Annotated in this window: 21 protein-coding genes; 5 read left to right on the plus strand and 16 right to left on the minus strand. The window is 71.8% G+C overall.

What is annotated here, in order from left to right; translation table 11 throughout:
- Positions 1-37: 37 nt before the first annotated feature.
- From Actob_RS37440 to Actob_RS37455, 4 genes are all read right to left on the minus strand, one after another.
- Positions 38-1,300 carry a M16 family metallopeptidase gene (locus Actob_RS37440; protein WP_284916704.1) on the minus strand — a complete coding sequence of 421 codons (1,263 nt, stop codon included), beginning with the start codon at positions 1,298-1,300 and terminating at the stop codon, positions 38-40.
- 72 nt (positions 1,301-1,372) lie between these two features.
- The gene (locus Actob_RS37445) at positions 1,373-3,703 is read right to left on the minus strand and encodes a polyribonucleotide nucleotidyltransferase (RefSeq protein WP_284916705.1); all 2,331 of its coding nucleotides are present in this window, start codon (positions 3,701-3,703) and stop codon (positions 1,373-1,375) included.
- Positions 3,704-3,891: 188 nt separating this feature from the next.
- Positions 3,892-4,161, minus strand: coding sequence for a 30S ribosomal protein S15 (gene rpsO, locus Actob_RS37450; protein ID WP_284916706.1), 270 nt, complete (start codon positions 4,159-4,161; stop codon positions 3,892-3,894).
- A 115-nt stretch (positions 4,162-4,276) separates the two neighbouring features.
- Entirely contained in the window at positions 4,277-5,209 is a 933-nt protein-coding gene (locus tag Actob_RS37455; protein WP_284916707.1) for a bifunctional riboflavin kinase/FAD synthetase, read from the minus strand.
- 91 nt (positions 5,210-5,300) lie between these two features.
- On the opposite strand from Actob_RS37455, the gene Actob_RS37460 reads away from it, so the two are divergent.
- Positions 5,301-8,045 (plus strand): ATP-binding response regulator, encoded by a 2,745-nt coding sequence (locus tag Actob_RS37460; protein WP_284916708.1) that lies wholly within the window; start codon positions 5,301-5,303, stop codon positions 8,043-8,045.
- A complete protein-coding gene (locus Actob_RS37465; RefSeq protein WP_284916709.1) occupies positions 8,042-8,434 on the plus strand; it encodes a response regulator in 393 nt (130 codons plus the stop codon). The genes Actob_RS37460 and Actob_RS37465 overlap by 4 nt, the downstream gene beginning before the upstream one ends.
- Positions 8,435-8,472: 38 nt before the next feature.
- On the opposite strand, the gene truB is transcribed toward Actob_RS37465, so the two are convergent.
- From truB to rimP, 10 genes are all read right to left on the minus strand, one after another.
- Positions 8,473-9,318, minus strand: coding sequence for a tRNA pseudouridine(55) synthase TruB (gene truB / locus Actob_RS37470; protein ID WP_284922466.1), 846 nt, complete (start codon positions 9,316-9,318; stop codon positions 8,473-8,475).
- 417 nt (positions 9,319-9,735) lie between these two features.
- Positions 9,736-11,028, minus strand: coding sequence for an MATE family efflux transporter (locus Actob_RS37475; protein ID WP_284916710.1), 1,293 nt, complete (start codon positions 11,026-11,028; stop codon positions 9,736-9,738).
- A gap of 465 nt (positions 11,029-11,493) precedes the next feature.
- Positions 11,494-12,513 carry a DHH family phosphoesterase gene (locus Actob_RS37480; protein ID WP_284916712.1) on the minus strand — a complete coding sequence of 340 codons (1,020 nt, stop codon included), beginning with the start codon at positions 12,511-12,513 and terminating at the stop codon, positions 11,494-11,496.
- The gene (rbfA, locus tag Actob_RS37485; RefSeq protein ID WP_284916714.1) at positions 12,510-12,977 is read right to left on the minus strand and encodes a 30S ribosome-binding factor RbfA; all 468 of its coding nucleotides are present in this window, start codon (positions 12,975-12,977) and stop codon (positions 12,510-12,512) included. The genes Actob_RS37480 and rbfA overlap by 4 nt, the downstream gene beginning before the upstream one ends.
- Positions 12,978-13,102: 125 nt before the next feature.
- Positions 13,103-13,396, minus strand: coding sequence for a DUF503 domain-containing protein (locus Actob_RS37490; RefSeq protein ID WP_284916715.1), 294 nt, complete (start codon positions 13,394-13,396; stop codon positions 13,103-13,105).
- A 51-nt stretch (positions 13,397-13,447) separates the two neighbouring features.
- Positions 13,448-14,470: a TRM11 family SAM-dependent methyltransferase gene (locus Actob_RS37495; protein WP_284916716.1), complete on the minus strand. Its 1,023-nt coding sequence runs from the start codon at positions 14,468-14,470 to the stop codon at positions 13,448-13,450.
- A gap of 73 nt (positions 14,471-14,543) precedes the next feature.
- On the minus strand, positions 14,544-17,672 hold the full coding sequence (gene infB, locus Actob_RS37500) for a translation initiation factor IF-2 (protein WP_407653484.1): 3,129 nt from the start codon (positions 17,670-17,672) through the stop codon (positions 14,544-14,546).
- A 95-nt stretch (positions 17,673-17,767) separates the two neighbouring features.
- Positions 17,768-18,154: a YlxR family protein gene (locus tag Actob_RS37505; protein ID WP_284922467.1), complete on the minus strand. Its 387-nt coding sequence runs from the start codon at positions 18,152-18,154 to the stop codon at positions 17,768-17,770.
- Positions 18,132-19,148 (minus strand): transcription termination factor NusA, encoded by a 1,017-nt coding sequence (gene nusA, locus Actob_RS37510; protein ID WP_284916718.1) that lies wholly within the window; start codon positions 19,146-19,148, stop codon positions 18,132-18,134. Before nusA ends, Actob_RS37505 begins: the two co-directional genes overlap by 23 nt.
- Positions 19,145-19,780 carry a ribosome maturation factor RimP gene (gene rimP, locus Actob_RS37515; RefSeq protein WP_284916719.1) on the minus strand — a complete coding sequence of 212 codons (636 nt, stop codon included), beginning with the start codon at positions 19,778-19,780 and terminating at the stop codon, positions 19,145-19,147. The genes nusA and rimP overlap by 4 nt, the downstream gene beginning before the upstream one ends.
- A 196-nt stretch (positions 19,781-19,976) precedes the next feature.
- Between rimP and Actob_RS37520 the strand changes: the two genes are divergently transcribed.
- The 3 genes from Actob_RS37520 to Actob_RS37530 are packed head-to-tail and all read left to right on the plus strand — an operon-like array spanning position 19,977 to position 21,591.
- Entirely contained in the window at positions 19,977-20,426 is a 450-nt protein-coding gene (locus Actob_RS37520; RefSeq protein WP_284916720.1) for a hypothetical protein, read from the plus strand.
- A gap of 10 nt (positions 20,427-20,436) precedes the next feature.
- Positions 20,437-20,865, plus strand: coding sequence for a ferritin-like domain-containing protein (locus Actob_RS37525; RefSeq protein ID WP_284916722.1), 429 nt, complete (start codon positions 20,437-20,439; stop codon positions 20,863-20,865).
- A 15-nt stretch (positions 20,866-20,880) separates the two neighbouring features.
- Positions 20,881-21,591, plus strand: a complete 711-nt coding sequence (locus Actob_RS37530) for a nucleotidyltransferase domain-containing protein (protein WP_407653485.1) — start codon at positions 20,881-20,883, stop codon at positions 21,589-21,591.
- Between the two features lie 19 nt (positions 21,592-21,610).
- On the opposite strand, the gene Actob_RS37535 is transcribed toward Actob_RS37530, so the two are convergent.
- Positions 21,611-22,309 carry a VIT1/CCC1 transporter family protein gene (locus Actob_RS37535; RefSeq protein ID WP_284916724.1) on the minus strand — a complete coding sequence of 233 codons (699 nt, stop codon included), beginning with the start codon at positions 22,307-22,309 and terminating at the stop codon, positions 21,611-21,613.
- On the minus strand, positions 22,306-23,163 hold the full coding sequence (gene map, locus Actob_RS37540) for a type I methionyl aminopeptidase (protein WP_284916725.1): 858 nt from the start codon (positions 23,161-23,163) through the stop codon (positions 22,306-22,308). The genes Actob_RS37535 and map overlap by 4 nt, the downstream gene beginning before the upstream one ends.
- Positions 23,164-23,193 lie beyond the last annotated feature (30 nt).

A 23,193-nucleotide genomic window follows, 5' to 3' on the forward strand; every position in this document is an offset into this window, starting at 1 on the left:
GTTGGGGGGTCGTCCACCGTTGTCACGGGTCCCAAGGTTAACCAGGGGGAAACGCGCCCTCGTCGAACGGCCCCACCACTGCCAGGGAGTGTCGATGTGCGAGGAGGTCGGCGGCGACCCGGCCGACATCGGCGACGGTCACCGCGTCCACCCGGCCGAGCAGCTCGTCCACGCCCATGAGATGGCCGTGCAGCAGCTCCGACTTGGCCAGCCGGCTCATCCGGGAGCCGGTGTCCTCCAGGCCCAGGACGTACGACCCCTTGACCATGCCCTTGCCCCGGACCAGTTCCTCGGCGGTGATCCCGCTCTCCGCCACCCGTGCGAGCTCGGTGCGGATCAGGTCGAGCACCTCGCCGGCCTTGCCCGGGGCACAGCCGGCGTAGACGCCGAACAGGCCGGAGTCGGCGTACTGGGCGGCGTACGAGTACACCGAGTAGGCCAGGCCCCGCTTCTCCCGGATCTCCTGGAAGAGACGGCTGGACATGCCGCCGCCGAGGATGTTGTTGAGCACGCCCATGGCGAAGCGGCGTTCGTCGTACCGGCTCAGGCCGGGACCGCCGAGCACGATGTGCGCCTGCTCGGTGTCCCGGTGCAGCACCACGGTGTGCGCTTTCTGCACCCGGACCCGCTTGTCGCCGTCCCGCGGCCCGGCGGGCGCGGCGGTACCGGTGTCCAGCGGGCTGCCGGCCAGCGCCTTGCGCACCAGCCGGACCACCGTGGCGTGGTCCAGGTTGCCGGCCGCCGCGATCACGATCTCCGGCGGCTGGTACCGCTTCCGGTAGAAGTTGTTGATCTGGTTCCGGGTCATCGGGGTGACCGACTCCGGGCTGCCCGAGATCAGCCGGCCCAGCGGGTGGTTGCCGTAGATCGCCTCGGCGAAGACGTCGTGCACCTCGTCGCCCGGCTCGTCCTCGTGCATGGCGATCTCCTCGAGGATCACGCCACGTTCGGTCTCCACGTCCGCCGGGTCGAGGATCGAGTCGGCCACCGCGTCCACCAGCACGTCCACCGCGAGCGGCAGGTCGGCGTCGAGCACCCGCGCGTAGTAGCAGGTGTATTCCTTGGTGGTGAAGGCGTTGGTCTCGCCGCCCACCGCCTCGATCTGCGCGGAGATCTCCAGCGCGGTGCGCTTGTGGGTGCCCTTGAAGAGCAGGTGCTCCAGGAAGTGCGAGGCGCCGGACATGGCCGGGGTCTCGTCCCGGGAACCGATACCGACCCAGACGCCCAACGCGGCGCTGCGGGTGGTCGGGATCGCCTCGGTGATGATGCGCAGGCCGCTGGGCAGGACGGTCTTCTTCACGCCGTCCTGCAGCGTCGTGGTAAGGGAACGGGCCGGCCGCGAGGCCGGCCCGTTCACACTCTGCGAGATCACTTAGTCGCGGCGCTCGCCACGGTCACCGGACGGCCGGGACCGGCGGCGACGGGGCTCGCCGCCACCCTCCCGGTTCTCCCGGGGGGCGCGCTCCTCGCGCGGCTTGCCCTCGGCGTCGGCGGCGGCCGGCGCGGCGGCCGGGGCCTCCTCGCCCTCCGGGCGGACCTTGTCCAGGTAGATCTTGCCGCGCGCGTCGATGTCCGCGATCTGGACCTCGACCTTGTCGCCGACGTTGAGGAAGTCCTCGACCTTGTCGACCCGCTTGCCGTCGCCCACCTTGGAGATGTGCAGCAGGCCGTCGCGGCCGGGCAGCAGCGAGATGAACGCGCCGAACGCGGCCGTCTTCACCACGGTGCCGAGGAACTTGTCGCCCATCTTCGGCAGGGTCGGGTTGGCGATCGCGTTGATCCGCTCGACCGCGGCCTCGGCGGCCGGACCGTTGGTCGCGCCGACGTAGATCGTGCCGTCGTCCTCGATGGAGATGTCGGCGCCGGTCTCGTCCTGGATCGCGTTGATGGTCTGACCCTTGGGGCCGATCACCATGCCGATCTTGTCGACCGGGATCTTCACGGTGGTGACCCGCGGGGCGTGCTCGCTCATCGCGGCCGGGGCCTCGATCGCGGCGGTCATCACGCCCAGGATGGTCGCCCGGGCCTCGTGCGCCTGCTGCAGCGCGCCGGCCAGCACGTCCGACGGGATGCCGTCGAGCTTGGTGTCCAGCTGCAGGGCGGTGACGAACTCGCTGGTGCCGGCGACCTTGAAGTCCATGTCGCCGAACGCGTCCTCGGCGCCCAGGATGTCGGTCAGCGCGATGTACTGCGTCTTGCCGTCGACCTCGTCGGAGATCAGGCCCATCGCGATGCCGGCGACCGGCGCCTTCAGCGGCACACCGGCGGCGAGCAGGGACAGCGTCGAGGCGCAGACCGAGCCCATCGAGGTGGAGCCGTTGGAACCGAGGGCCTCGGAGACCTGGCGGATCGCGTACGGGAACTCCTCGCGCGAGGGCAGCACCGGGACCAGCGCGCGCTCGGCCAGCGCACCGTGGCCGATCTCACGCCGCTTCGGCGAGCCCACCCGGCCGGTCTCACCGGTCGAGTACGGCGGGAAGTTGTAGTTGTGCATGTAGCGCTTGGTCTTCTCGGGGGCGAGAGTGTCCAGCGCCTGCTCCATGCGCAGCATGTTCAGCGTGGTGACGCCCAGGATCTGGGTCTCGCCACGCTCGAACAGCGCCGAGCCGTGCACCCGCGGCAGCACGCCGATCTGCGCGGTCAGCGGGCGGATGTCCCGCGGGCCGCGGCCGTCGATGCGGATCTGCTCGCGCAGCACCCGCTGCCGGACCTCGGACTTGGTGATCGAGCGGAACGCCGCGCTGATCTCCTTCTCCCGGCCCTCGAACCGCTCGCCGAGCAGCTCGTGCGCCTTCGCCTTGACCAGGTCGAGGGCTTCCTCGCGCTCCTGCTTGCCGGCGATCTTCAGGGCCTCGGCGGTCTCGCCGCGGACCGCGTCGCTGACCGCCGCGAGCACGTCGTCCTGGTAGTCCAGGAAGACCGGGAACTCGGCGACCGGCTTGGCGGCGACGTCGGCCAGCTCGCTCTGCGCGCGGCAGAGCTCGCGGATCGCCGGCTTGGCGGCCTCCAGGCCGCTGGCCACGATCTCCTCGGTCGGCGCGACGGCACCGGCCGCGATCAGCTTGACCGCCTGCGGGGTGGCCTCGGCCTCGACCATCATGATCGCGACGTCGCCCTCGGCGGTGACGCGACCGGCGACCACCATGTCGAAGGTGGCCCGCTCCAGCTCCTCGATGGTCGGGAAGGCCACCCACTGGCCGTCGATGTGCGCGACCCGGGTCGAGCCGACCGGGCCGCTGAACGGCAGGCCGGAGAGCTTGGTGGACATCGACGCGGCGTTCATCGCGACGACGTCGTACGGGTGCGCGGGGTCGAGGGCCAGCACGGTCTCGACGACCTGGACCTCGTTGCGCAGGCCCTTGGTGAACGACGGGCGCAGCGGCCGGTCGATCAGCCGGCAGGTGAGGATGGCGTCCTCGCTGGGACGGCCCTCGCGCCGGAAGAACGAGCCGGGGATGCGGCCCGCGGCGTACATCCGCTCCTCGACGTCGACGGTCAGCGGGAAGAAGTCGAAGTGCTCCTTCGGCGCCTTGCTCGCCGTGGTGGCGGAGAGAACTGTGGTGTCGCCCAGCTGGACGATCACGGAACCGGCGGCCTGCTGGGCCAGCCGGCCGGTGGAGAAGACGATCTCGCGGGTGCCGAACGACCCGTTGTCGATGACGGCGGTGCGAGATTCGGTGCCAAGAGCGGTCTGCTCTGTCAAGTGAGGTACTCCTCTTCGTCGAGGACCCGGCGGTCTACAGCGCGTTTCAACAAGGCCGGTCTTCGATCGAAGTACCCAGGTAGACATGCCTGGGAACCACTACCGGAGACCGGTGCTGCCGGTGTGAGCCGCGCGGGTCCGTGGGGTGGTGTTGCGCGGGGAGCGGCCGAAGCCGCTCCCCGGTCGAACTATCGGCGCAGGCCGAGACGCTCGATGAGCGTCCGGTAGCGGGCGATGTCCTTCTTCTGCACGTAGTTCAGGAGGCGGCGGCGCTGACCGACGAGCAGCAGCAGACCACGACGGCTGTGGTGGTCGTGCTTGTGCTGCTTGAGGTGCTCGGTCAGATCGGCGATCCGCTTGGTGAGCATCGCGACCTGGACCTCGGGCGAACCGGTGTCGCCCTCCTTGGTCGCGTACTCGCTCATGATCTTGTTCTTGGTCTCTTGATCGAGCGCCATGATCTCCGTACTTCTGTGTTGCCGCTTCAACGGATTCCCGCGACCCGCGGCGTCGGGCAGGCATGGCGGGACCGGTGTCGAATGAAGGATTCGACAGTCAAACCCTACCAGGGGGTTACCGGAGCAACACCCGGGTCTCTTCCACGTCGGCCCGGATCTGCGCGACCAACGGCTCGATGGCATCGTATTTCCGCTGTTCACGGAGGTGCGCAACGAAGTCGAGGCTGACCCTTTCGCCATACAGGTCACCCGAGAAGTCGAGGGCGTACGCCTCCACTCGGCGCTCCCTGCCGGAGAACGTCGGATTGGTGCCGATCGAAACACTCGCCGGCCAGCGGCCGGCATTCTCCCCGCCCCGGGTGAGCCACGCGGCATAGACGCCGTCGGCCGGCACCGCCGCGTAGCGATGGGTCATCAGATTGGCGGTCGGGAAACCCAGCTCGCGCCCGCGCTGGTCGCCCCGGATCACCACGCCGGAGAGCCGGTGCGACCGGCCCAGCGCCGCGGCCGCCGCGTGCACGTCCCCGGCGTCGACACAACTGCGGATGTACGTCGAGCTGAACACCACCCCGTCCGCCGAGACCAGCGGTGCCTCCTCGACGGTGAAGCCGAACGTCCGCCCCAGGCTCTCCAGCAGCGTCACGTCACCCGCCGCCCGGTGCCCGAACCGGAAGTTGTCACCGACCACCACGTCCGCCGCGTGCAGTTTCTCCACCAGCACGTCGTGCACGAACTCGTTCGGATCGAGCTGGGAGAACGCCGGGGTGAACGGGACCACGCAGAGCGCGTCCACCCCGAGCTGCTCGATCAGCTCCGCCTTGCGCACCGGCTCGGTGAGCACCGCCGGGTGCGAGCCCGGCCGGACCACCTCGGCCGGATGCGGATCGAAGGTCAGCACCACCGACTGCAGGCCCATGTCCCGGGCCCGCTTCACCGCGTGCCCGATGATCGCCTGGTGGCCGCGGTGCACGCCGTCGAAGACGCCGATGGTCACAACGGACCGGCCCCAGCCACTGGGAACCGACTCCAATCCCCGCCACCGCTGCATCGAAAAGCTCCTCAGCCTCGTCGTCAGCGCCTAGCGTATCGATCGCGTATCCCACCTGCGACGCGCCCGGATCGGTACGATTGGCACCGATATGAGCGTCGAGTGGACCCGCCTCGTCCTGCTCGCTGCGGAGATCACCTTCGCGGTGCTCTTCCTGCGCGCACTCGGCGGCTGGCTGCGCGGCCGCGACCCACTGCAGCGTGACGTGACACTGGTCTTCGCCCCGTGCGCGCTGGTCTTCGGGTTCGACGTGCTGTTCCAGACCATCGGCGACCGGCCCGCCTGGACCGGCTCGCTGACCGCCGTCCCGCTGATGGCCCAGCCGTACCTGACGATGCGCCTGGCCGCCCGCCTGCGGCACGTCGCGCCGGTCCTGATCCGCGGCACCCTGACCGGCTACGTGCTGCTGGCGATCCCGCTGGTGATGGCGCCGCGCCCGCTGCCGCTCGGACTGATCGCCGCCGAGGTGGCCTACTTCCTGGCCGCCGAGATCACCGCCGGGGTGCTGCTGTTCGGCAAGGCCCGCACCCGTACCGGCACCAACCGGGCCCGGCTGATGGCCGCCGCGGTGGCCACCCTCACCTTCGGCGTGATGATCATGATGATCGGCGCGGCGTCCAGCGGTCACCAGGGCCTGCGCGCCGCGAGCCGGGTGCTGGCCCTGGTCAGCGGGCTCGGCTACCTGGTCGCGTTCACGCCGCCGCGGTGGCTGCGCCGGGTCTCCTCGGCCGCCGCCGCCCAGTCGATCACCGAACGGCTGCTGCGGGCGCCGGCCGAGTCGCCGGAACAGATCTGGCAGACGTACGCCGACCTGATGCGGGTGCAGACCGCCGCCGACGCGGTCGTGGTGCTGCTCCCCCGCCCGGACGGTCGCCTGGAGCAGGCCGGATACGCCGGCCCGCCGCTCGACGTGCCGGGCGAGCCGATCGACGCCGACCCGGCCGGGCTGGTCCGCCGTGGCCGGCCGGCCCGGCTGCGCGAGGGCGGCCCGGCGCTGGTGCGGCACTTCGGCCAGGCGCTGGCCAACGACTTCGTCACCGTGCTGCCGATGCCGGTGCCACCCGACGTCGAGGGCTGGGTGCTGCTGCTCAACCGCTATCGCAACCTGTTCAGCGACGACGACCTGAGCCTGCTGGCCGAGCTCGGCGGGCAGGCCGGACTGCTCGCCGAGCGGCAGGCGGCGATGGTCCGCGAACGCCGGCTGGCCACCGAGCTGAGCAACTCGGTCGAGGCGCTGACCCGGGCGAACGAGGCGAAGAGCAACTTTCTGGCGAACATGAGCCACGAGTTGCGTACCCCGCTCAACGCGATCATCGGGTTCAGCGACCTGATGCGCCTGGAGGAGCCGGAGGGTGACCGCCGCCGGGTGCCCGCCGACTGGGTCGACCACATCCACGGCAGCGGCCGGCACCTGCTCGGCCTGATCAACGACATCCTCGACCTGGCCAAGGTGGAGGCCGGCCGGATGGACCTGCGGGTCGCCCCGGTGCGGGTGGACAGCGCGGTCGAGGAACTGCTCACCGGGCTGGCCCCGCTGTTCGCCGAGAAGCGGCTGACCGTGATGACCGAGCTGGCCCCGGTGACCGCCCTGGCCGACCGGCTCCGGCTGCGGCAGATCGTGGAGAACCTGCTGTCCAACGCGATCAAGTTCACCCCGGCCGAGGGCACCATCTCGATCACCGTGAGCGAGTCGGGCGACGACGTGGCGGTGACCGTCGCCGACACCGGGGTCGGCATCGCCGACCACGACGCGGAACGCGTTTTCGAGGAGTTCCAGCAGGTCGGCGACCCGGATCGGCGCGCGGCCGGCACCGGACTGGGCCTGGCGCTGACGCGCCGGCTGGTCGAGGCGATGCGCGGCGAGATCACCCTCCGGTCCGCTCCGGGCCAGGGCAGTTCATTCACGGTACGCCTACCCGCCGCCCCGGTGGCCCAGCCGAGTGCGGCGGGTGCCGCGAACGCCCCGTACGTCCTGCTCGTCGAGGACGATCCGCACTCGGCCGAGCTGATGCAGACCCAGCTGAGCAACGCCGGCTACCGGGTCGAGGTGGCCGGCACCGGCGAGAGCGGCCTGGCCGTGGCCCGCGCCCACAAGCCGGACGCCATCGTGCTGGACGTGGAACTGCCCGGGATCTCCGGCTGGGAGGTGATCCGCCGGCTCAAGGCGGACGCCGCGCTGGCCACCGTACCGGTCTTCTTCGCCAGCATCCTGGACGAGGCGCCGGCCGGCCTGGCGCTCGGCGCGCACGACTACTTCGTCAAGCCCGTCGACCAGCCGGCCCTGCTCAGCGCCCTGTCCAACGCGATCGCCGCCCGCCCCGCCCCGCGGGTGCTGGTGGTCGACCACGACGACGCGATCCGCCAGGCGATCGAGGACGGCCTGCGGGCCGGCGGCGCCGACGTGGTGGCCTGCGCGGACGGCCGGGACGGCCTGGCCCGCAGCCGGGCGGAGAACTTCGACCTGATCGTCTGCGACATGCAGTCGCCAGCCGCCGACGGCTTCAGCCTGCTCGCCGAGCTGGAACAGGACCCGTCCGGGCGGCACACCCCGGTGCTCGGGCTGAGCGCCGCCGCCCTGGCCGAGCGGGCGCCCGGCGACACCGCCCCGCTGATCGCCACCGCGATGGCCGGCGGGGTGGTCGCCGAGGCGATGGCCGGCGGCGCCGGATGGGACAGCCTGGCTCCGCTGCTCGGGCACCATCCCGCCACGCACCATCCGGGGATCCCGTACCACCCGGCGCATCCGGCGGCGTGGCGGACCGCCGGTGGCGCCCACCCGCCGGCCGGCACGGTTCAGCTGCGCAGCTCCGTCCCATCGGCTTTGGAGGACCAGTGAGCCACCGCATTCTCCTGGTGGAGGACGAGGAACTGAACCGGATGCTGGTCAAGGCGGTGCTCTCCCGGGCCGGCGTGGACGCCGTGCGCGACGCCGAACTGGTCGACGCCACCACGCTGACCGAGGCCCGCAACCGCCTGCGGGACGGCGGCTACGACATGATCCTGCTCGACCTCAACCTGCCCGACGGCAACGGGCTCAGCCTGGCCCGCGAGCTGAAGGCCGGCGAGCAACCGGCGGACCGGCCGAGGCCGGTGGTGGTCGCGGTCACCGCGTCGGTGCTGCCGCAGGACCAGAAGGCGGCGCTCGACGCCGGTTGCGACGACTTCCTGGACAAGCCGTACGCGGCGGCCGACCTGATCGCGACGGTCGCCCGGCACCTCCACTAGGCGGGTGCTCCCGCTCGTCGAACCAGGCCCGCCCGGTCTCACGCCGGGGCCAGCACGATCTCCGCCCGGGCGCGGCCGCCCCGCTCGCTCACGATCGCCAGCACCTCGCCGGCCTGGTCGAACACCGCGTAGGGCCCGTCGATCCCGACCGTCGGCAACGGCCCGCCGTGCCGCAGCACCTTGGTCTCCTCCTCGGTGGCCACCCGCTGGGGGAACGCCCGCCGCGCCGCCTCGGACATCGGCAGCCCGACCACGTCCGGGGCCCGCTCGGCCAGCTCCTCCAGGGTGGACGCCACGTCCAGCGTCATCTCGCCCACCGCGGTCCGCCGCAGCGCCGTGAGGTGGCCGCCCACCCCGAGCGCCGCCCCGAGATCCCGCGCGATCGCCCGGATGTAGGTCCCCGACGAACAGCTCACGTCGATGTCCACGTCGATCACGTCGAGCCCCTCGGGCCGCCGGATCGCCAGCACGTCGAGCCGGTGCACGGTCACCCGCCGGGCCGGAATCTCCACGGCCTCACCGTCCCGGACCCGCTTGTAGGCCCGCTGCCCGTTGATCTTGATGGCGCTGACCGCGCTCGGCACCTGGTCGATCTCACCGACCTGCGCCGCGAGCCCGGCCCGGATCGCCTCCTCGGTCACCGAGGAGGTGGAAGCGGTAGCGGTCACGTCGCCCTCGGCGTCGTCGGTGACCGTCGACTCACCCAGCCGGATCGTGGCGGCATAGCTTTTCGCCGAACCGATCACGTAGGTCAGCAGACGGGTCGCCCGGTTCACCCCGATGATCAGCACCCCGGTCGCCATCGGATCCAGCGTCCCGCCGTGCCCCACCCGCCGAGTCTTGGCCAGCCGCCGGATCCGCGCCACCACGTCGTGCGACGTCATCCCCGCCGGCTTGTCCACCACAATCAACCCATCCACCAGCCCACCCTATGCGCGGACCCACACCCGGAGAACACGCCCTCCCGGTGACCGCCGGTCCCCTCACCGCTCGCGGGTGGTCACGAAATCCGCGACGGTCGACCACTGTTCGTTGTCCGCGGCCGGTCGCCAGGGCCGTTTTCCACACGAACGCGTTGTCCACAGCCCACCCACCACGCCCCGCGAAATTCCGCCACACTGCCCAAGGGAGGTCCCCCTGGGAGGGTGGGCTGGGAGCGCGGGCCGGGAGCACGAGCCGGGAGCACGAGCCGGGAGCACGAGCCGGGACCGGCCGGGGCCCGCGATCACGACCCGCGGACCCGTCTGCGGGATCCCGCTGAGCCACGGGCAGCCGGCCCCCGGAGACCACGAACGGACCGATCAGCGGGTAACCCCAACCACCGCCCACCGAGCCGACCGCCACCGCGACACCGTCGCGACCAGCCGGACGAAGGTGAACAACCCCAGCCCGGCCCACACCCCGCCGAGCCCGAGATCCAGGGCATAGGCCAGCCAGATCATCGGGAGGAACCCGAGCAGGGCGGCCAGGATCGTGGTGGTGCGGAGGTAGGCGACGTCGCCGGCACCGATCAGGACGCCGTCCAGGGCGTAGACCACCCCGGCGAACGGGAGCAGGGCGACGAACCACGGCCAGACGATCGCGGTCTGGCCGAGCACCGACGGGTCGTCGGTGAACAGCGCGGGGATCACCGTGGCGCCCGCGCCGACCAGCGCCGCGAAGGCGACGGCGGCCAGGCCACCGGCGACGGTCACCCGGCGGGCCACGTCCCGGGCCTGGCCGGCGTCGCCGGCTCCGAGCGCGGCACCGACCAGCGACTGCGCGGCGATCGCGACGGCGTCCAGGGCGAGCGCGGCGAAGAACCAGAGCTGCAGCGCGATCTGGTGGGCGCCGACCGCGGCCACCCCGAACCGGGACGCCACAGCGGTGGCGGAGAGGAAGCAGGCCTGGAACGCCGCGCCGCGGATCAGCAGGTCGCGGCCGAGCACCACCTGCCGGACGATCACCGACGGCACCGGGCGCAGCCGCCGGGTCTCCCGGACGAGCGCCAGCAGGAACAGCCAGCCGCCGACCGTCTGGGCGGTGACGTTGGCGATCGCCGACCCGGTCAGGCCCAGCCCGGCCGGGTAGACCAGCAGCGGGCAGAGGATCGCCGACAGTACGTTGGCGCCGAGCACGATGAACAGCGGCCGGCGGGTGTCCTGCACGCCGCGCATCCAGCCGTTGCCGGCGGCGGCGAGCAGCAGCCCCGGCACGCCGAGCGCGGCGATCCGCAGCCATCCGGCGGCGGCCTCGGCGGTCGCCGGGTTGCCGGCCAGCGCGTGCGCCAGCGGACCGGCCAGGGCGACGCCGAGCAGTCCGAGCACCAGGCCGAGCCCGAGGGCCAGCCAGGACGCCTGAACGCCCTCGGCGACGGCGGCCGGACGGTCCCCGGCGCCGAAGCGGCGGGCGGCGCGTCCGGTCGTCCCGTACGCCATCAGCGTCCCGAACCAGACCGCCACCGACATCACCGTGCCGCCGATCGCGACCGCGGCCAGCGGAATCGGCCCGAGATGGCCGACCACCGCGGTGTCCACCAGGACGTAGAGCGGCTCGGCGGCGAGCACCACCAGGGCGGGCAGGGCCAGCTTGGCGATCTGGGCGGACGGGCTCATGGTCTCCCATGATGCCCGCCCAGCGGTAAGGGATACAACACGGGCCGGTGCCTTACACCGGCGGAGTTCCTACTGACGTGTGTCGAGCGAGGTCTGCAGCGCGCGGCGCGCCTGCTCACGGGCGTCTTCGGAGGGCTGGGGCTTCGGCTTGGCAGCCATCAGAGGTTCCTTCCACTGCGTGGTGGGGCGCTCGCGCCTGCGAAGCGCCCGGAAGCGGTCGAGCGGGGCGTCACTGGCCGGTCCGGGATCGCCGGACGCGTGGCAGAGGTGACGCGACCCGGGGCGGTGGACCCGGGCGGCTCGCGGTCTCACGGGAGGCGGAGGTGTCAGCCGCGCGAAACCAAATCACCGTTCAGATCTCAAACTAACGTTCAGTCAGCACCGCGCACCGGGGATCCCGGGATCCGAGACGAAAAGAAGGGGGCCACCCGTTCGGATGACCCCCTATGAGCTGTTGAAACAGCGTCAGCTCAGATAATCGTCAAGAAGCCGACGCACCGTGTCCACCACGTCACCGGCCTCCCCATGACCGGTGAACCCGGCCGCCAGGCGGTGACCCCCACCACCCTGTGAGATCGCCAGCCGGCTCACGTCGACAGCGCCCTTGCTGCGCAGCGACACCGCCCACTCCCCCGCGGCCACCTGTTTCACCAGCAGCGTCACGTCCGCCTCGGCGACCGAGCGGACCGGGTCGATCAGGGTGTCCAGCACGTACGGCGGCTGCTGGTGCCGGTCCAGGTCGGCCAGCGTGGCATAGGTCCAGACCAGCCCGCGCCCGCCGGCCGCGGCCGGCTCCAGCACCGCCCGGCCGAGCACCTCGCCGGCCAGTTTCATCGCCCCGAACGGCCGGGTGTCGAAGATCCGCCGGGAGATGTCGCCGGGCCGCAGCCCGGTGGCGATCAGCCGGGCGGCCAGCTCGTGCACCGCCACCGTCGTCGCGTCGAACTTGAACGACCCGGTGTCGGTGGCCAGCGCCACGTAGAAGCACTCGGCGATCTCCGCGTCCAGCGGCACCCCGAGGCGGCCGATCAGCTGCTCGGCGAGCACCGAGGTGGCCGCCGCGCGCGGGTCGACCAGCCGGATCGTGCCGAACCCGGTGTTCGACGCGTGGTGGTCGAGGACCACGCTGACCGGCGCGGCCGCGACCAGGGCGGCTAGGCCGCCCAGACGCGACTCGGCGGCCACGTCGAAGATCATGATCAGGGCGGGCGCCGGGTAGGCCTCCGCCTCCGGCACCAGCAGCTCCAGGCCCGGCATCTCCGCGTACGGCGTGGGCACGCTGAACTCGCCGGGGAAGGTGGCCCGCACCCGGCTGTGCCCGAGGCGTCGCAGCCCCAGCCCGAACCCGAGCATGCTGCCCAGCGCGTCCCCGTCCGGGCTGACGTGACAGATCAACTGGATCTCGGCCTCGCCGCCGAGCGCGCGGACCGCCGCGACGGCGGCGTCCCACTGCCCGGCGGCGGGCCCGTCTGACGGCAGCGTCACCCGAGGTCCTCGCGGGCCCCCACCCGCTCGGCCTCGTCCTCGTCCTCCGGCTCCTCGACCTTGTAGGGGTCCGGGTCGCCGGCGTACTTCTTGCCGGCCGCGAGCCGCTGGACCTCCTCGTCCCGGTGCCGCGCGGCGGCCAGCAGGTCGTCGATCTCCTTCACGTTGTCCTGCACGCTGTCGAGCTTGAACGCCAGGCTCGGCGAGTGCCGCAGCCCGAGCGCGTGGCCGACCCGGCTGCGCAGCATGCCCTTGGCGCTCTCGAGCGCCGCCGCCGTGGAGGACTGCTCGGTCGCGTCGCCCAGCACGGTGTAGAAGACGGTCGCCTCCCGGAGGTCACCGGTGATCCGGGCGTCTGTGACCGTCACCATGCCCATCCGGGGATCCTTGATCTCCCGCACCAGCGAGGCCACCAGCTCACGGACACGCTCAGCGTGCCGACGCGTCTTGGCCGGATCCGACATCTCGCCCACCTCCGACTGTGTAACCCGCGGGTCAACGTTGCCCCCGCCCAACTTGGTGAAGCGTACCCAGCCCCTATGACAGAACCATCATTCGGTTTTGCCGGACCGGCCGGTGTGAAACCCGATCAGTCGTCGTCGCCGTAGAGCCGGCGCCTGACCGACAACAGCTCGATCTCCGGGCGACCGGCCACCTGGTGCTCACAGGTGTCGATCACGGCGCGGGCCTGCGCCGGGTCGGGCGCCACCACGGCCACCCCGATCTGGGCCCGGCCGTGCAGGTCGTGGAAACCCACCTCGGCGACGCTCACCTCGAACTTCCTCAGCATCGCGATGATCGGGCGAACGTACGAACGCTTCTGCTTCAGGGAACGGGAGTCACCGGGCAGGAGCAGGTCGAAGACTGCGGTCTCGGTATACATCAGCGAGCAGGCTACGCCCACCGAAGCCGCTGGTCAGCTCCTTTTCCGCGGTCAGCGCCGCCGCGCGACGACGACGTCCCGCTCGATGCCCTGGTCGACGCGGTGCGCCAGATCACCCTGCTCCACCAGCTCCAGGCCGGCCGCCAGCAGGATGTCCTCGGCCAGCTCGCGCCGGGCGACCTTGGTGTTCCAGGACAGACCCACGGCGCCACCGGGCCGCAGCAGCGGCAGCCACTCCGGCACGGCCCGCTCCAGCAGGTCCAGCGGCCGGCGGGAGATGCCGCCCTGGTCGTCGTAGGACCCGTGGGCCACGCCGTAGGGCAGGTCGGCCACCAGCACGTCGGCCACGTTGCCCCGGATCAGGCCGTCCAGCGCCGTGGTGTCGGCGTGCAGCACCGTCAGCTTCTGCACCGCCCCGGCCTTGTGGTCGTCCTTGCTGGCCGCCATCGTCACCTCCAGGCGGCGGGCGGCCCGGCGACCCTGGCGGCGCACCGGCACCAGCTCGGCGGTGTGCTTGAGCCGCTTGCGCTTCAGCCAGGTCTGCAGGAACAGCTTGTACGCCTCCACGTCCTTGCCGTCGATCTCCACGCCCAGCGCGTCGTAGCCGTACATCAGCGCCTGGTTGAGGGTGGTCCCGCGGCCGCACAGCGGGTCGAGCACGGTGAGGTGCCCGTCCAGCATCCGGTCGGCCGAGGCCGAGGCGAGCACGGTGAGGTTCAGCACCAGCTTGGTGAACTGCTCGTTGGTCTTGCCGGCGTACTTCGGGATGGTGATCAGGTCGCTGTCGTACCGGGCCAGCGGGGTGAGCGTGGCGGGCCGCAGCAGATCGTCGCCGACCAGCTCGAACAGGGCGTACGCGGCGGACAGGTTCGAGACGAAGGCGATGTCCCGCGGGCTCAGGGTCGCGGTGAACGTCAGGTACTCCACGCCGCCGATGACGGTGGTCCCGATCTCCTCCGGGGGCGAGGAGAGCACCGGCGCGAACGCGGCCAGCTCCGCCTGGGAGATGCGGGACGCCTGGTCGGCGTAGACGCGGTTGGCGGACGGGGCGAGCAGCATGGCGTAACGGGACATGCCGCCATCCTCCCAGCGCGGAAAAGGAACGGCCCCGGCGGGTAACCCGCCGGGGCCGTCGATGAGCCGGGGATCAGGCCCGCGGCTTCTCGCGCATCTCGAAGGTCTCGATCACGTCGCCGATCTGCGGCGTGCCGAACCCACCGAAGGTCAGACCACACTCGAAGCCCTCGCGGACCTCGGTCGCGTCGTCCTTGAACCGCTTGAGCGAGCTGATCGTGACGTTCTCCGCCACGACAGTGCCCTCGCGGATGATCCGCGCCTTGGAGTTCCGGCGGATGAGCCCGGAGCGGACCATACAACCGGCGATCAGACCGATCTTGGACGAGCGGAAGACCTCGCGGATCTCCGCCGTGCCCAGCTCGACCTCTTCGTACTCCGGCTTGAGCAGGCCCTTGAGCGCCGCCTCGATCTCCTCGATGGCCTGGTAGATCACGCTGTAGTAGCGGATCTCCACGCCGGCGCGGTCGGCCATCTCCTTGACCTTGTTCGAGGCCCGGACATTGAAGCCAATGATCGTCGCGGTCTGCTCCGACGAGGCCGACGCCAGGTTGACGTCGCTCTCGGTGATCGCACCGACGCCGCGGTGGATGACCTTGAGCTGGATCTCGTCCGGAATCTCGATCTTGAACAGCGCGTCCTCGAGGGCCTCGACCGAGCCCGAGCTGTCGCCCTTGATGACCAGCGTAAGGGAGGTCTTCTCGCCCTCCTTGAGCTGGGCCATGAGCGTCTCGAGAGTGGCCTTGGCACCCGAGTTGGCGAACGCGGCCGCACGACGGCGGGCCTGTCGCTGCTCGGCGATCTGGCGGACCGTGCGGTCGTCCTCGGCGGCCAGGAACGTGTCGCCGGCGCTGGGCACCGACGTCAGACCCAGGACCAGGACCGGACGGGCCGGACCGGCCTCGGCGACCTGCTTGCCGTTCTCGTCGAGCATGGCGCGGACGCGGCCGTGCGCGCCACCCGCCACGATCGAGTCGCCGGCCCGCAGCGTGCCCTTCTGCACCAGGACGGTCGCGACGGCGCCGCGGCCCTTGTCCAGGTGCGCCTCGACCGCGACACCCTGAGCGGGGCCGTCGATCGGAGCGGTCAGCTCCAGCGACGCGTCGGCGGTCAGCAGGATGGCCTCGAGGAGGTCATCGATGCCGAGCCCCGGCTTGGCGGCCACGTTGACGAACATCGTGTCGCCGCCGTACTCCTCGGCGAGCAGGCCGTAGTCCGTCAGCTGCTGCCGGACCTTGTCCGGGTTGGCGTCCGGCTTGTCGACCTTGTTCACCGCGACCACGATCGGCACCTCGGCGGCCTTGGCGTGGTTGAGCGCCTCGACCGTCTGCGGCATCACGCCGTCGTCCGCCGCCACCACGAGGATGACGATGTCGGTGACCTGGGCACCACGGGCACGCATGGCGGTGAACGCCTCGTGACCCGGGGTGTCGATGAAGGTGATCGCGCGCTCTTCACCCTGGTGGGGGACGACGACCTGGTAGGCGCCGATGTGCTGGGTGATGCCACCCGCCTCGCCGGCCACCACGTTCGTCTTGCGGATCGCGTCGAGCAGCTTCGTCTTACCGTGGTCGACGTGACCCATCACCGTCACCACCGGGGGACGGGTGACCAGCCGGTCCTCCGCCACCTCGGCGTCGAGGTTGATGTTGAACTGCGCGAGCAGCTCACGGTCCTCGTCCTCGGGGCTGACGATCTTGACGTCGAAGCCGAGGTGCTCACCGAGCAGCAGCAGCGTGTCGTCGGAGACCGACTGCGTCGCCGTGACCATCTCACCCAGGTTGAACATCTCCTGGACGAGCGAGCCCGGGTTCGCGTTGATCTTGTCGGCGAAGTCGGACAGCGAGGCACCACGCGACAGCCGGATCTCCTGACCCTGACCGCGCGGAGCGCCCGAACTCATCTGCGGAGCCGACAGGTTGTCGAACTCTTGACGCCGCTGCTTCTTCGACTTGCGGCCACGCGTCGGCCGGCCGCCGGGACGCCCGAAGGCACCCGCCGCGCCACCGCCGCGGCCACGGCCACCGGCGCCACCGGGACGACCCGGAGCACCCGCGCCGACCGGACCGCCGCCACCGCCGCCGGGGCCACCGCCACCGGGACGGAAACCGCCACCGCCGCCACCGCCGGGACGGAAGCCGCCACCGCCGCCGCCCCCACCGGGACCGCCACGGAAGCCACCGCCACCGCCGCCGCCACCGGGACGGAAGCCGCCACCGGCACCACCGGGGCCGCCACGGCCGCCACCGGGACCGCCGGGACGACCGGCACCGCCGGCGCCACCACGGCCGCCGGGACCGGCGGGACGCTGCGAGGGCATGGACGCGGGGCTGGGCCGCGGCGGCATCGACGCCGGGCTCGGCCGCGGCGGCATGCCGGGCTGGTTGGGACGCGGCATCGAGGCCGGCGACGGACGCGGACCGGCCGCGGCGTTACCGGAGACACCGAACGGGTTGTTGCCGGGACCACGCGCGGGCGGACGCGGCGCGCCGCCGGCCGGACCCGGACGGGGACCGCCTTGACCCGGGCCACCCTGGTTGCCACCGGCACGGCCGGCGGCGGGGGAACCCGGACGCGGCGGCATGCCGGCCGGACCGGGGCGCGGGCCACGCGGGCCGCCCTCGGACGGACCGGCGGGACCGCGACGCTCGGCATCCCGGGTGCGGGCGGCCTGCGCGGCCTGGGCCGCCTTGACGGCGGCCTCCTGCTCGGCCTTCAGCGCCGAGGCGCGCGCCTCGGCGGCCGCCACCTCGATGTCGTGCGCGCTGGCCGGCTTCGCGATCGGGCCGGGCCGGGGGCCCGGACGGCCGGGAGCCGGCGGGTTCGGCCGGGCGGCCGGCCCGGGCGACGGAGCAGGGGAGGTCGGTGCGGCCGACGGGCCGGGACCGGGCGTGGGCCCGGGACGGCGCGGGGGCTGCGGACGGACCGCCGGCGGGCCGGGACGCGGCGACGCGGACGGAGTGGAGGCGCCACCGGACGGGGCGGGAGCGGGCGCGGCCGGAGCGGACGGAGCCGCCGGGACGCTGCCGCTCGCCTCGAGGGCGCCACGCAGCCGCCGGGCCACCGGGGCCTCGACGGTGCTGGATGCGGACTTAACGAACTCGCCCATGTCCTTCAATGTGGCGAGCACGGTCTTGCTGTCGACCCCGAGCTCTTTCGCGAGCTCGTGTACGCGGGCCTTGCCTGGCACTGCACTCCTCATCTCGAGGTCGTGCGAGCAGTACCCGCATCGACCTCACTCGTGCACTAGAAGCCTGGTCATTTCAGGGACTTCATCGAGTGCTCATCTGGGTCGTCCTACCTTGCTGGGTCGTGACGGGGCGGCAACGCCTCGTCATCGGTGGTTCCGCACGGCACGGAGACCGTACGGATGTGCTCGGCAAGCAGTCCGGCGTCAGCAACACCGGTGAGACGCAACGCACGCCCGAAGGCGCGACGTCGCTCCGCCTGCTCGAAGCAGGCCGGATCGGGATGCAGGTGTGCTCCCCGGCCCGGCAGTCGGCGGCTTGGATCGGGCAGAAGCCGGAGGTCTCCCCCGGATCCAGCCGCGACGAACCGCAGCAATGAAGCGGCCGGCGCGCGGTTGCGGCAGCCGACGCAGGTTCGCGTCGGGCCGACCAAGGGGAAGTCTACCCCTCGATCGCGGCGACCGCGTATCCGGTCAGTTCCCCGCCTCGGCCGCATCACGGTCCGCGACTGGAGCGGGTTCGTTGTCCGGGCGGATGTCGATGCGCCAGCCGGTGAGCCGGGCGGCGAGCCGAGCGTTCTGCCCCTCCCGGCCGATGGCCAGGGACAACTGGAAATCGGGCACGGTCACCCTGGCCGTCCGGGTGGCCGCGTCGACGACCTCCACACGCAGGGCTTTCGCCGGGGACAGCGCGTTGCCGACGAACTGGGCCGGGTCGTCGGACCAGTCGATGATGTCGATTTTCTCGCCGTGCAGCTCGCTCATCACCGCGCGGACCCGCTGGCCCATCGGGCCGATGCAGGCGCCCTTGGCGTTCACGCCCTGGACCGTGGAACGGACCGCGATCTTCGTACGGTGACCTGCCTCACGTGCGATCGCGGCGATCTCCACGGTGCCGTCGGCGATCTCCGGCACCTCCAGCGCGAACAGCTTCTTCACCAGCGCCGGGTGCGAGCGGGACAGGGTGATCTGCGGACCGCGGAACCCCTTGGCCACGTGCACCACGATGCACCGGATCCGGGATCCGTGCTCGTACGACTCCCCGGGCACCTGCTCGGACTGCGGCAGCACCGCCTCCAGCTTGCCCAGGTCGACGATCACGATGCCTTTCTCGGCACGCGCGGCGTCGGCCTGCACGACACCGGTGACCAGGTCGCCGTCGCGCCCCGCGTACTCACCGAAGTGCTGCTCGTCGGTGGCCTCCCGGAGCCGCTGCAGGATCACCTGCTTGGCGGTCATCGCGGCGATCCGGCCGAAGTCGTGCGGGGTGTCGTCCCACTCCCGGACCACCGTGCCGTCCGCGTCCAGCTCCTGCGCCAGCACCGAGGCGACGCCGGTCTTGCGGTCGATCTCCACCCGGGCGTGGCTCTCCGCGCCGTCGGTGTGCCGGTACGCGGTGAGCAGCGCGGTCTCGATGGCCGCGAGGATCGTCTCGAACGGGATCTCCCGCTCGCGCTCCAGGGCGCGCAGCGCCGCGAGGTCGATGTTCACTCCTCGCCCTCCCCTTCGTGGTCGTCATCGTCATCGTCGAGGTCGTCGGTCTCGTCCTCGTCGCCGAAATCGGCTTCGTCCATGCGCTTGAACTCGATCTGGACCTTGCCCGCGCCGAGGTCGGCCCACGCCACCTCGCGCGGGGCGCCGTCCACCTCCAGCGTCACGCCGCTGTCGGAGGTGCTCAGCACCCGGCCGGTCACCCCGTTCACCGCGACCAGGCGGCCGACGTTGCGGCGCCAGTGTCGCGGCTCGGTCAGCGGCCGATCCACGCCGGGCGAGCCGACCTCCAGCTGATACTCCCCCGAGAGGAGCTCGCCGCCCTGCTCATCGGCGGTATCCAGGGCCTCGGAGATCTCCCGGGAGACGACCGCCACGTCGTCCAGGCCGATCCCGCCGTCGGCGTCGATCAGCACCCGGACCACGAACCGGCGACCGGCCCGGGACAGGGTGAGATCCTCCAGGTCGTATCCGGCCTTGGTGACCACCGGCTCGACCACCTCGCGCAACCGGGCGCGGGCCGCGGTCAGATCGATCCGCGGGGCGAGGGGGGTACTCCGGGTGTCCGGCTGGGTCCGCCGGCCACCGGGGCGACCACCGGGCCGGGCCCCGGCGCGACCACGCTGCGTCATCGGGCTCGACCTCTCGCTAGTTTTTACGCTGCAACGACTATATGCCGCCGGGCAGTTCTCGGCCCCGCGGCTGACGCAGAGCGTAACGCGCCGGTCGTCCGGACGAAGCGGCGCCGCACCAAAACCACCTGATCCGCAGGTCAGCGCTCCCGGACATCATCCGGTAGAGGGGATGGTGTTGACTGGCGCGGTGCGGATGAGCGATTCGGGACACACCCGCAGGCGGGTACTGGGCGCCACCGGTGGGCTCGCCGGGCTGGTCACGCTGGGCGGTTGCGGGCTCTTCGACGACGAGCCGGAGCCACCCCCGGCACCGGACGCGCTGCAACCGGTGCTGGACGAGGCGCTGGCGCTCGCCGGGTCCTACGAGCGGCTCGCGGTCACCCAGCCCAGGCTCGCCCCGTTCGGCCAGGCACACCGGGCACACGCCACGGCGCTGGCCGATGTGATCGGTACCACATTGCCCGCCGGCTCGGCCGCCCCGTCGGCAGCGGCCACCGCGGACACCGTCGCCGCGCTGCGCAAGGCTGAGCTGGCCGCACAGAAGACCGCGGTGGCCGCGTGCAAGGCCGCCCCGGCCGCCCGGGCCGCGCTGCTCGGATCGATCGCCGCCGCTCGGGCAACCCACGCGGAGGCCCTGCGCTAGTTTCTCGAACGTGAAAGAGGAACTGGCCGGAGCACTGGCCGCCGAGGAGGCGGCCATCTGGGCGTACGGGCTGATCGGCGTGCACCTGCCGGACGAGGCCGAGCAGGACCAGGCGCGGGCCTGCGAGGACGTGCACCGGCTGCGCCGGGATTTCCTGGTCGGCCGGCTGGCCGGGCTGAAGGCGAGCACCGCGCCGACCCCGCCCGGCTACCAGCTGCCGTTCCCGGTCACGGACCGCGCCTCGGCGCTCAAGCTCGCCGTCCACGTCGAGGACGGGGTGGCCCAGGCCTGGCGGGTGGTGCTGCCGGTCACGGAGAGCGCCGAGCGGGTCGACGCGCTGTCTGCTTTGACCGACTCCGCAGTTCGTGCGACGAAGTGGCGGAAACTCGCCCAGCTCAGCCCGCTGACCCTGATCTTTCCGGGCCGGCCGACCGCCTGAGCGGGACAGAATGAGGTGGTGATCGAGGAGATCGACACCACGTCCCAGCGGGCCGCGCTGGCCGGTCGGCTCTGCGACGCGATCCAGCACCGCTGGTCGGCCGAGGTGCGAGCGGTCGGCGTGTGCGGCTCGGTCGCGCACGGCGACGACAACGAGAGCAGTGACGTCGACCTGGTGGTGATCACCTATCGGCCGCGGACCGGCCCGAAACCGGCCATGCGCAAGGTCGACGGCATCCCGGTCGACCTGCGGGTGCTGTGCGCCGAGGAGGCGCTGGCCGGGGCACGGCAGCTCACCGCGCGCTGGCCGCTGCTGGCCGACCGGTACATGACCACGTTCGGGCTGCACGACCCCAAGGACTTCTTCAAGGAGTTGCGCGAGGCGCACCAGCACCTGCTCACCGAGGCCCGGCCGGCCGAGTTCAGCCAGCTGGCCCGGCACAACTGGGCCGTCGCGAACGGCGCCCGGCAGCGGGCCGTCCGGCTCACCCAGTGGTACGACACCGACGCCGCGCTGGTCACCATCGCCGAGGCCCGGGTGCACGCCGCGCTGGTCGCCGGCTTCCTCACCCGGACCTGGTTCCGCAACCCGGCCGACGCGGTGAAACGGACCGGGGTGGCCGCCGCCGACATGCAGGAGCTGGGCGCCATCCTGAAATACCAGGCGGACGAGCTGGCCGCCCGCGGCCGCCCGGTGGACGGCACGCTGGGCGCGCTCTTCGACTAGACCCTTCTCCGGTACGCCGTCAGGTGACGTCGACGCCGATCACGGTGCCCACGGCGTACGTCAGCAGCGCCGCCAGCAGCCCGAGCAGCAGCTGACGCAGGCCGCCCAGCCACCACGGCCGGGCGGTGAGCCGGGAAACGATCGCACCCGCGGCGAACAGGCCGAGTCCCCCGACAGCCAGGGCGGCCCACAGGTCGTCGTACCCCAGAAGCAGCGTGAGCAGCGGGATCACCGCGCCCACCGCGAAACAGACGAACGACGAGCCGGCCGCCGTCCAGGGACTGGGCAGCTCGTCCGGCACCACGCCGAGCTCCTCCTGGGCGTGCACCCGCAGCGCCTGCTCGGGATGCTTCTTGAGCACCTCGGCGACCTGGCGGGCCAGATCCGGCGGCAGGCCGCGGGCGGTCCACATCTCGACCAGCTCGTCGGCCTCGCCCTCCGGGTTGACCCGCAGCTCGTGCAGCTCCTTGCCGAGTTCCGCGGCGATCTGCTCGTTCTGCGTGCGGACGCTTGTCCACTCGCCGATGCCCATCGAGATCGCGCCGGCCACCAGGCCGGCCATCCCGGTGAGCACCAGCAGGTGGCGGTCGGTGCTGGCGCCACCCACCCCGGCGATCAGCGCGATGTTGGTGACCAGGCCGTCCATCGCGCCGAACGTCGCGGCGCGCAGCCAGCCGCCGGAGACGTCGGCGTGGTGGTGCTCGATCACGGCGGTCACGGCAGCGTGAGGATCTCGACGCCGTCCTCGGTCACCACCAGGGTGTGCTCGAACTGGGCGGTCCACTTGCGATCCTTGGTCACCACGGTCCAGCCGTCTTTCCACACCTCGTACTCATGGGTGCCCAGGGTGATCATCGGCTCGATGGTGAAGGTCATCCCCGGTTCCATCACGGTGTCCAGCCGGGGGTTGTCGTAGTGCGGCACGTAGAGGCCGGAGTGGAACGCCTCGCCGATGCCGTGCCCGGTGAAGTCGCGGACCACGCCGTACCCGAACCGGCGCGCGTAGGCCTCGATCACCCGCCCGATCGCGTTGATCGGCCGGCCCGGGGCGACCGCGCGGATGCCCCGCATCATCGCCTCGTGGGTCCGCTCGACCAGCAGCCGGGCCTCCTCGCTCACCTCGCCGACGCAGAACGTGGCGTCGGTGTCGCCGTGCACGCCGTTCAGGTACGCCGTGACGTCGACGTTGATGATGTCGCCGTCCTCCAGCACCGTGGAGTCCGGGATGCCGTGGCAGATCACCTCGTTCAGCGAGGTGCAGCAGGATTTCGGGAAGCCCTTGTAGCCCAGCGTGGACGGGTACGCCCCGTGGTCCAGGATGAACTCGTGCACCACCCGGTCGATCTCGTCGGTGGTCACGCCCGGCTTGCAGTGCTCGCCGGCCAGCTGGGTGGCCTGCGCGGCGATCCGCCCGGCGATCCGCATCTTCTCGATGGTCTCCGGGGTCTGCACGTGCGAGCCGCGCCATTCCCGGGGACGTTTCTTCCCGACGTATTCGGGGCGGACGATGGCGGCCGGGACCGATCGCTCACGCGACTGCTTACCCGGCACGAGCGGCGCACGTACGGTCATGCGCACAGCCTATCCGCCGGGTGACGGCAC

This window comes from Actinoplanes oblitus (genome assembly GCF_030252345.1).
Classification (GTDB): domain Bacteria; phylum Actinomycetota; class Actinomycetes; order Mycobacteriales; family Micromonosporaceae; genus Actinoplanes; species Actinoplanes oblitus.

Bases quoted from the DNA above. Each gene is read 5' to 3' on its own strand.
- rpsO (WP_284916706.1), bottom strand. From the start codon at position 4,161: ATGGCGCTCGATCAAGAGACCAAGAACAAGATCATGAGCGAGTACGCG.
- Actob_RS37455 (WP_284916707.1), bottom strand. From the start codon at position 5,209: ATGCAGCGGTGGCGGGGATTGGAGTCGGTTCCCAGTGGCTGGGGCCGG.
- Actob_RS37460 (WP_284916708.1), top strand. From the start codon at position 5,301: ATGAGCGTCGAGTGGACCCGCCTCGTCCTGCTCGCTGCGGAGATCACC.
- truB (WP_284922466.1), bottom strand. From the start codon at position 9,318: ATGACGTCGCACGACGTGGTGGCGCGGATCCGGCGGCTGGCCAAGACT.
- Actob_RS37475 (WP_284916710.1), bottom strand. From the start codon at position 11,028: ATGAGCCCGTCCGCCCAGATCGCCAAGCTGGCCCTGCCCGCCCTGGTG.
- rbfA (WP_284916714.1), bottom strand. From the start codon at position 12,977: ATGTCGGATCCGGCCAAGACGCGTCGGCACGCTGAGCGTGTCCGTGAG.
- Actob_RS37490 (WP_284916715.1), bottom strand. From the start codon at position 13,396: ATGTATACCGAGACCGCAGTCTTCGACCTGCTCCTGCCCGGTGACTCC.
- Actob_RS37495 (WP_284916716.1), bottom strand. From the start codon at position 14,470: ATGTCCCGTTACGCCATGCTGCTCGCCCCGTCCGCCAACCGCGTCTAC.
- infB (WP_407653484.1), bottom strand. From the start codon at position 17,672: ATGAGGAGTGCAGTGCCAGGCAAGGCCCGCGTACACGAGCTCGCGAAA.
- Actob_RS37505 (WP_284922467.1), bottom strand. From the start codon at position 18,154: ATGCGGCCGAGGCGGGGAACTGACCGGATACGCGGTCGCCGCGATCGA.
- rimP (WP_284916719.1), bottom strand. From the start codon at position 19,780: ATGACGCAGCGTGGTCGCGCCGGGGCCCGGCCCGGTGGTCGCCCCGGT.
- Actob_RS37520 (WP_284916720.1), top strand. From the start codon at position 19,977: ATGAGCGATTCGGGACACACCCGCAGGCGGGTACTGGGCGCCACCGGT.
- map (WP_284916725.1), bottom strand. From the start codon at position 23,163: ATGACCGTACGTGCGCCGCTCGTGCCGGGTAAGCAGTCGCGTGAGCGA.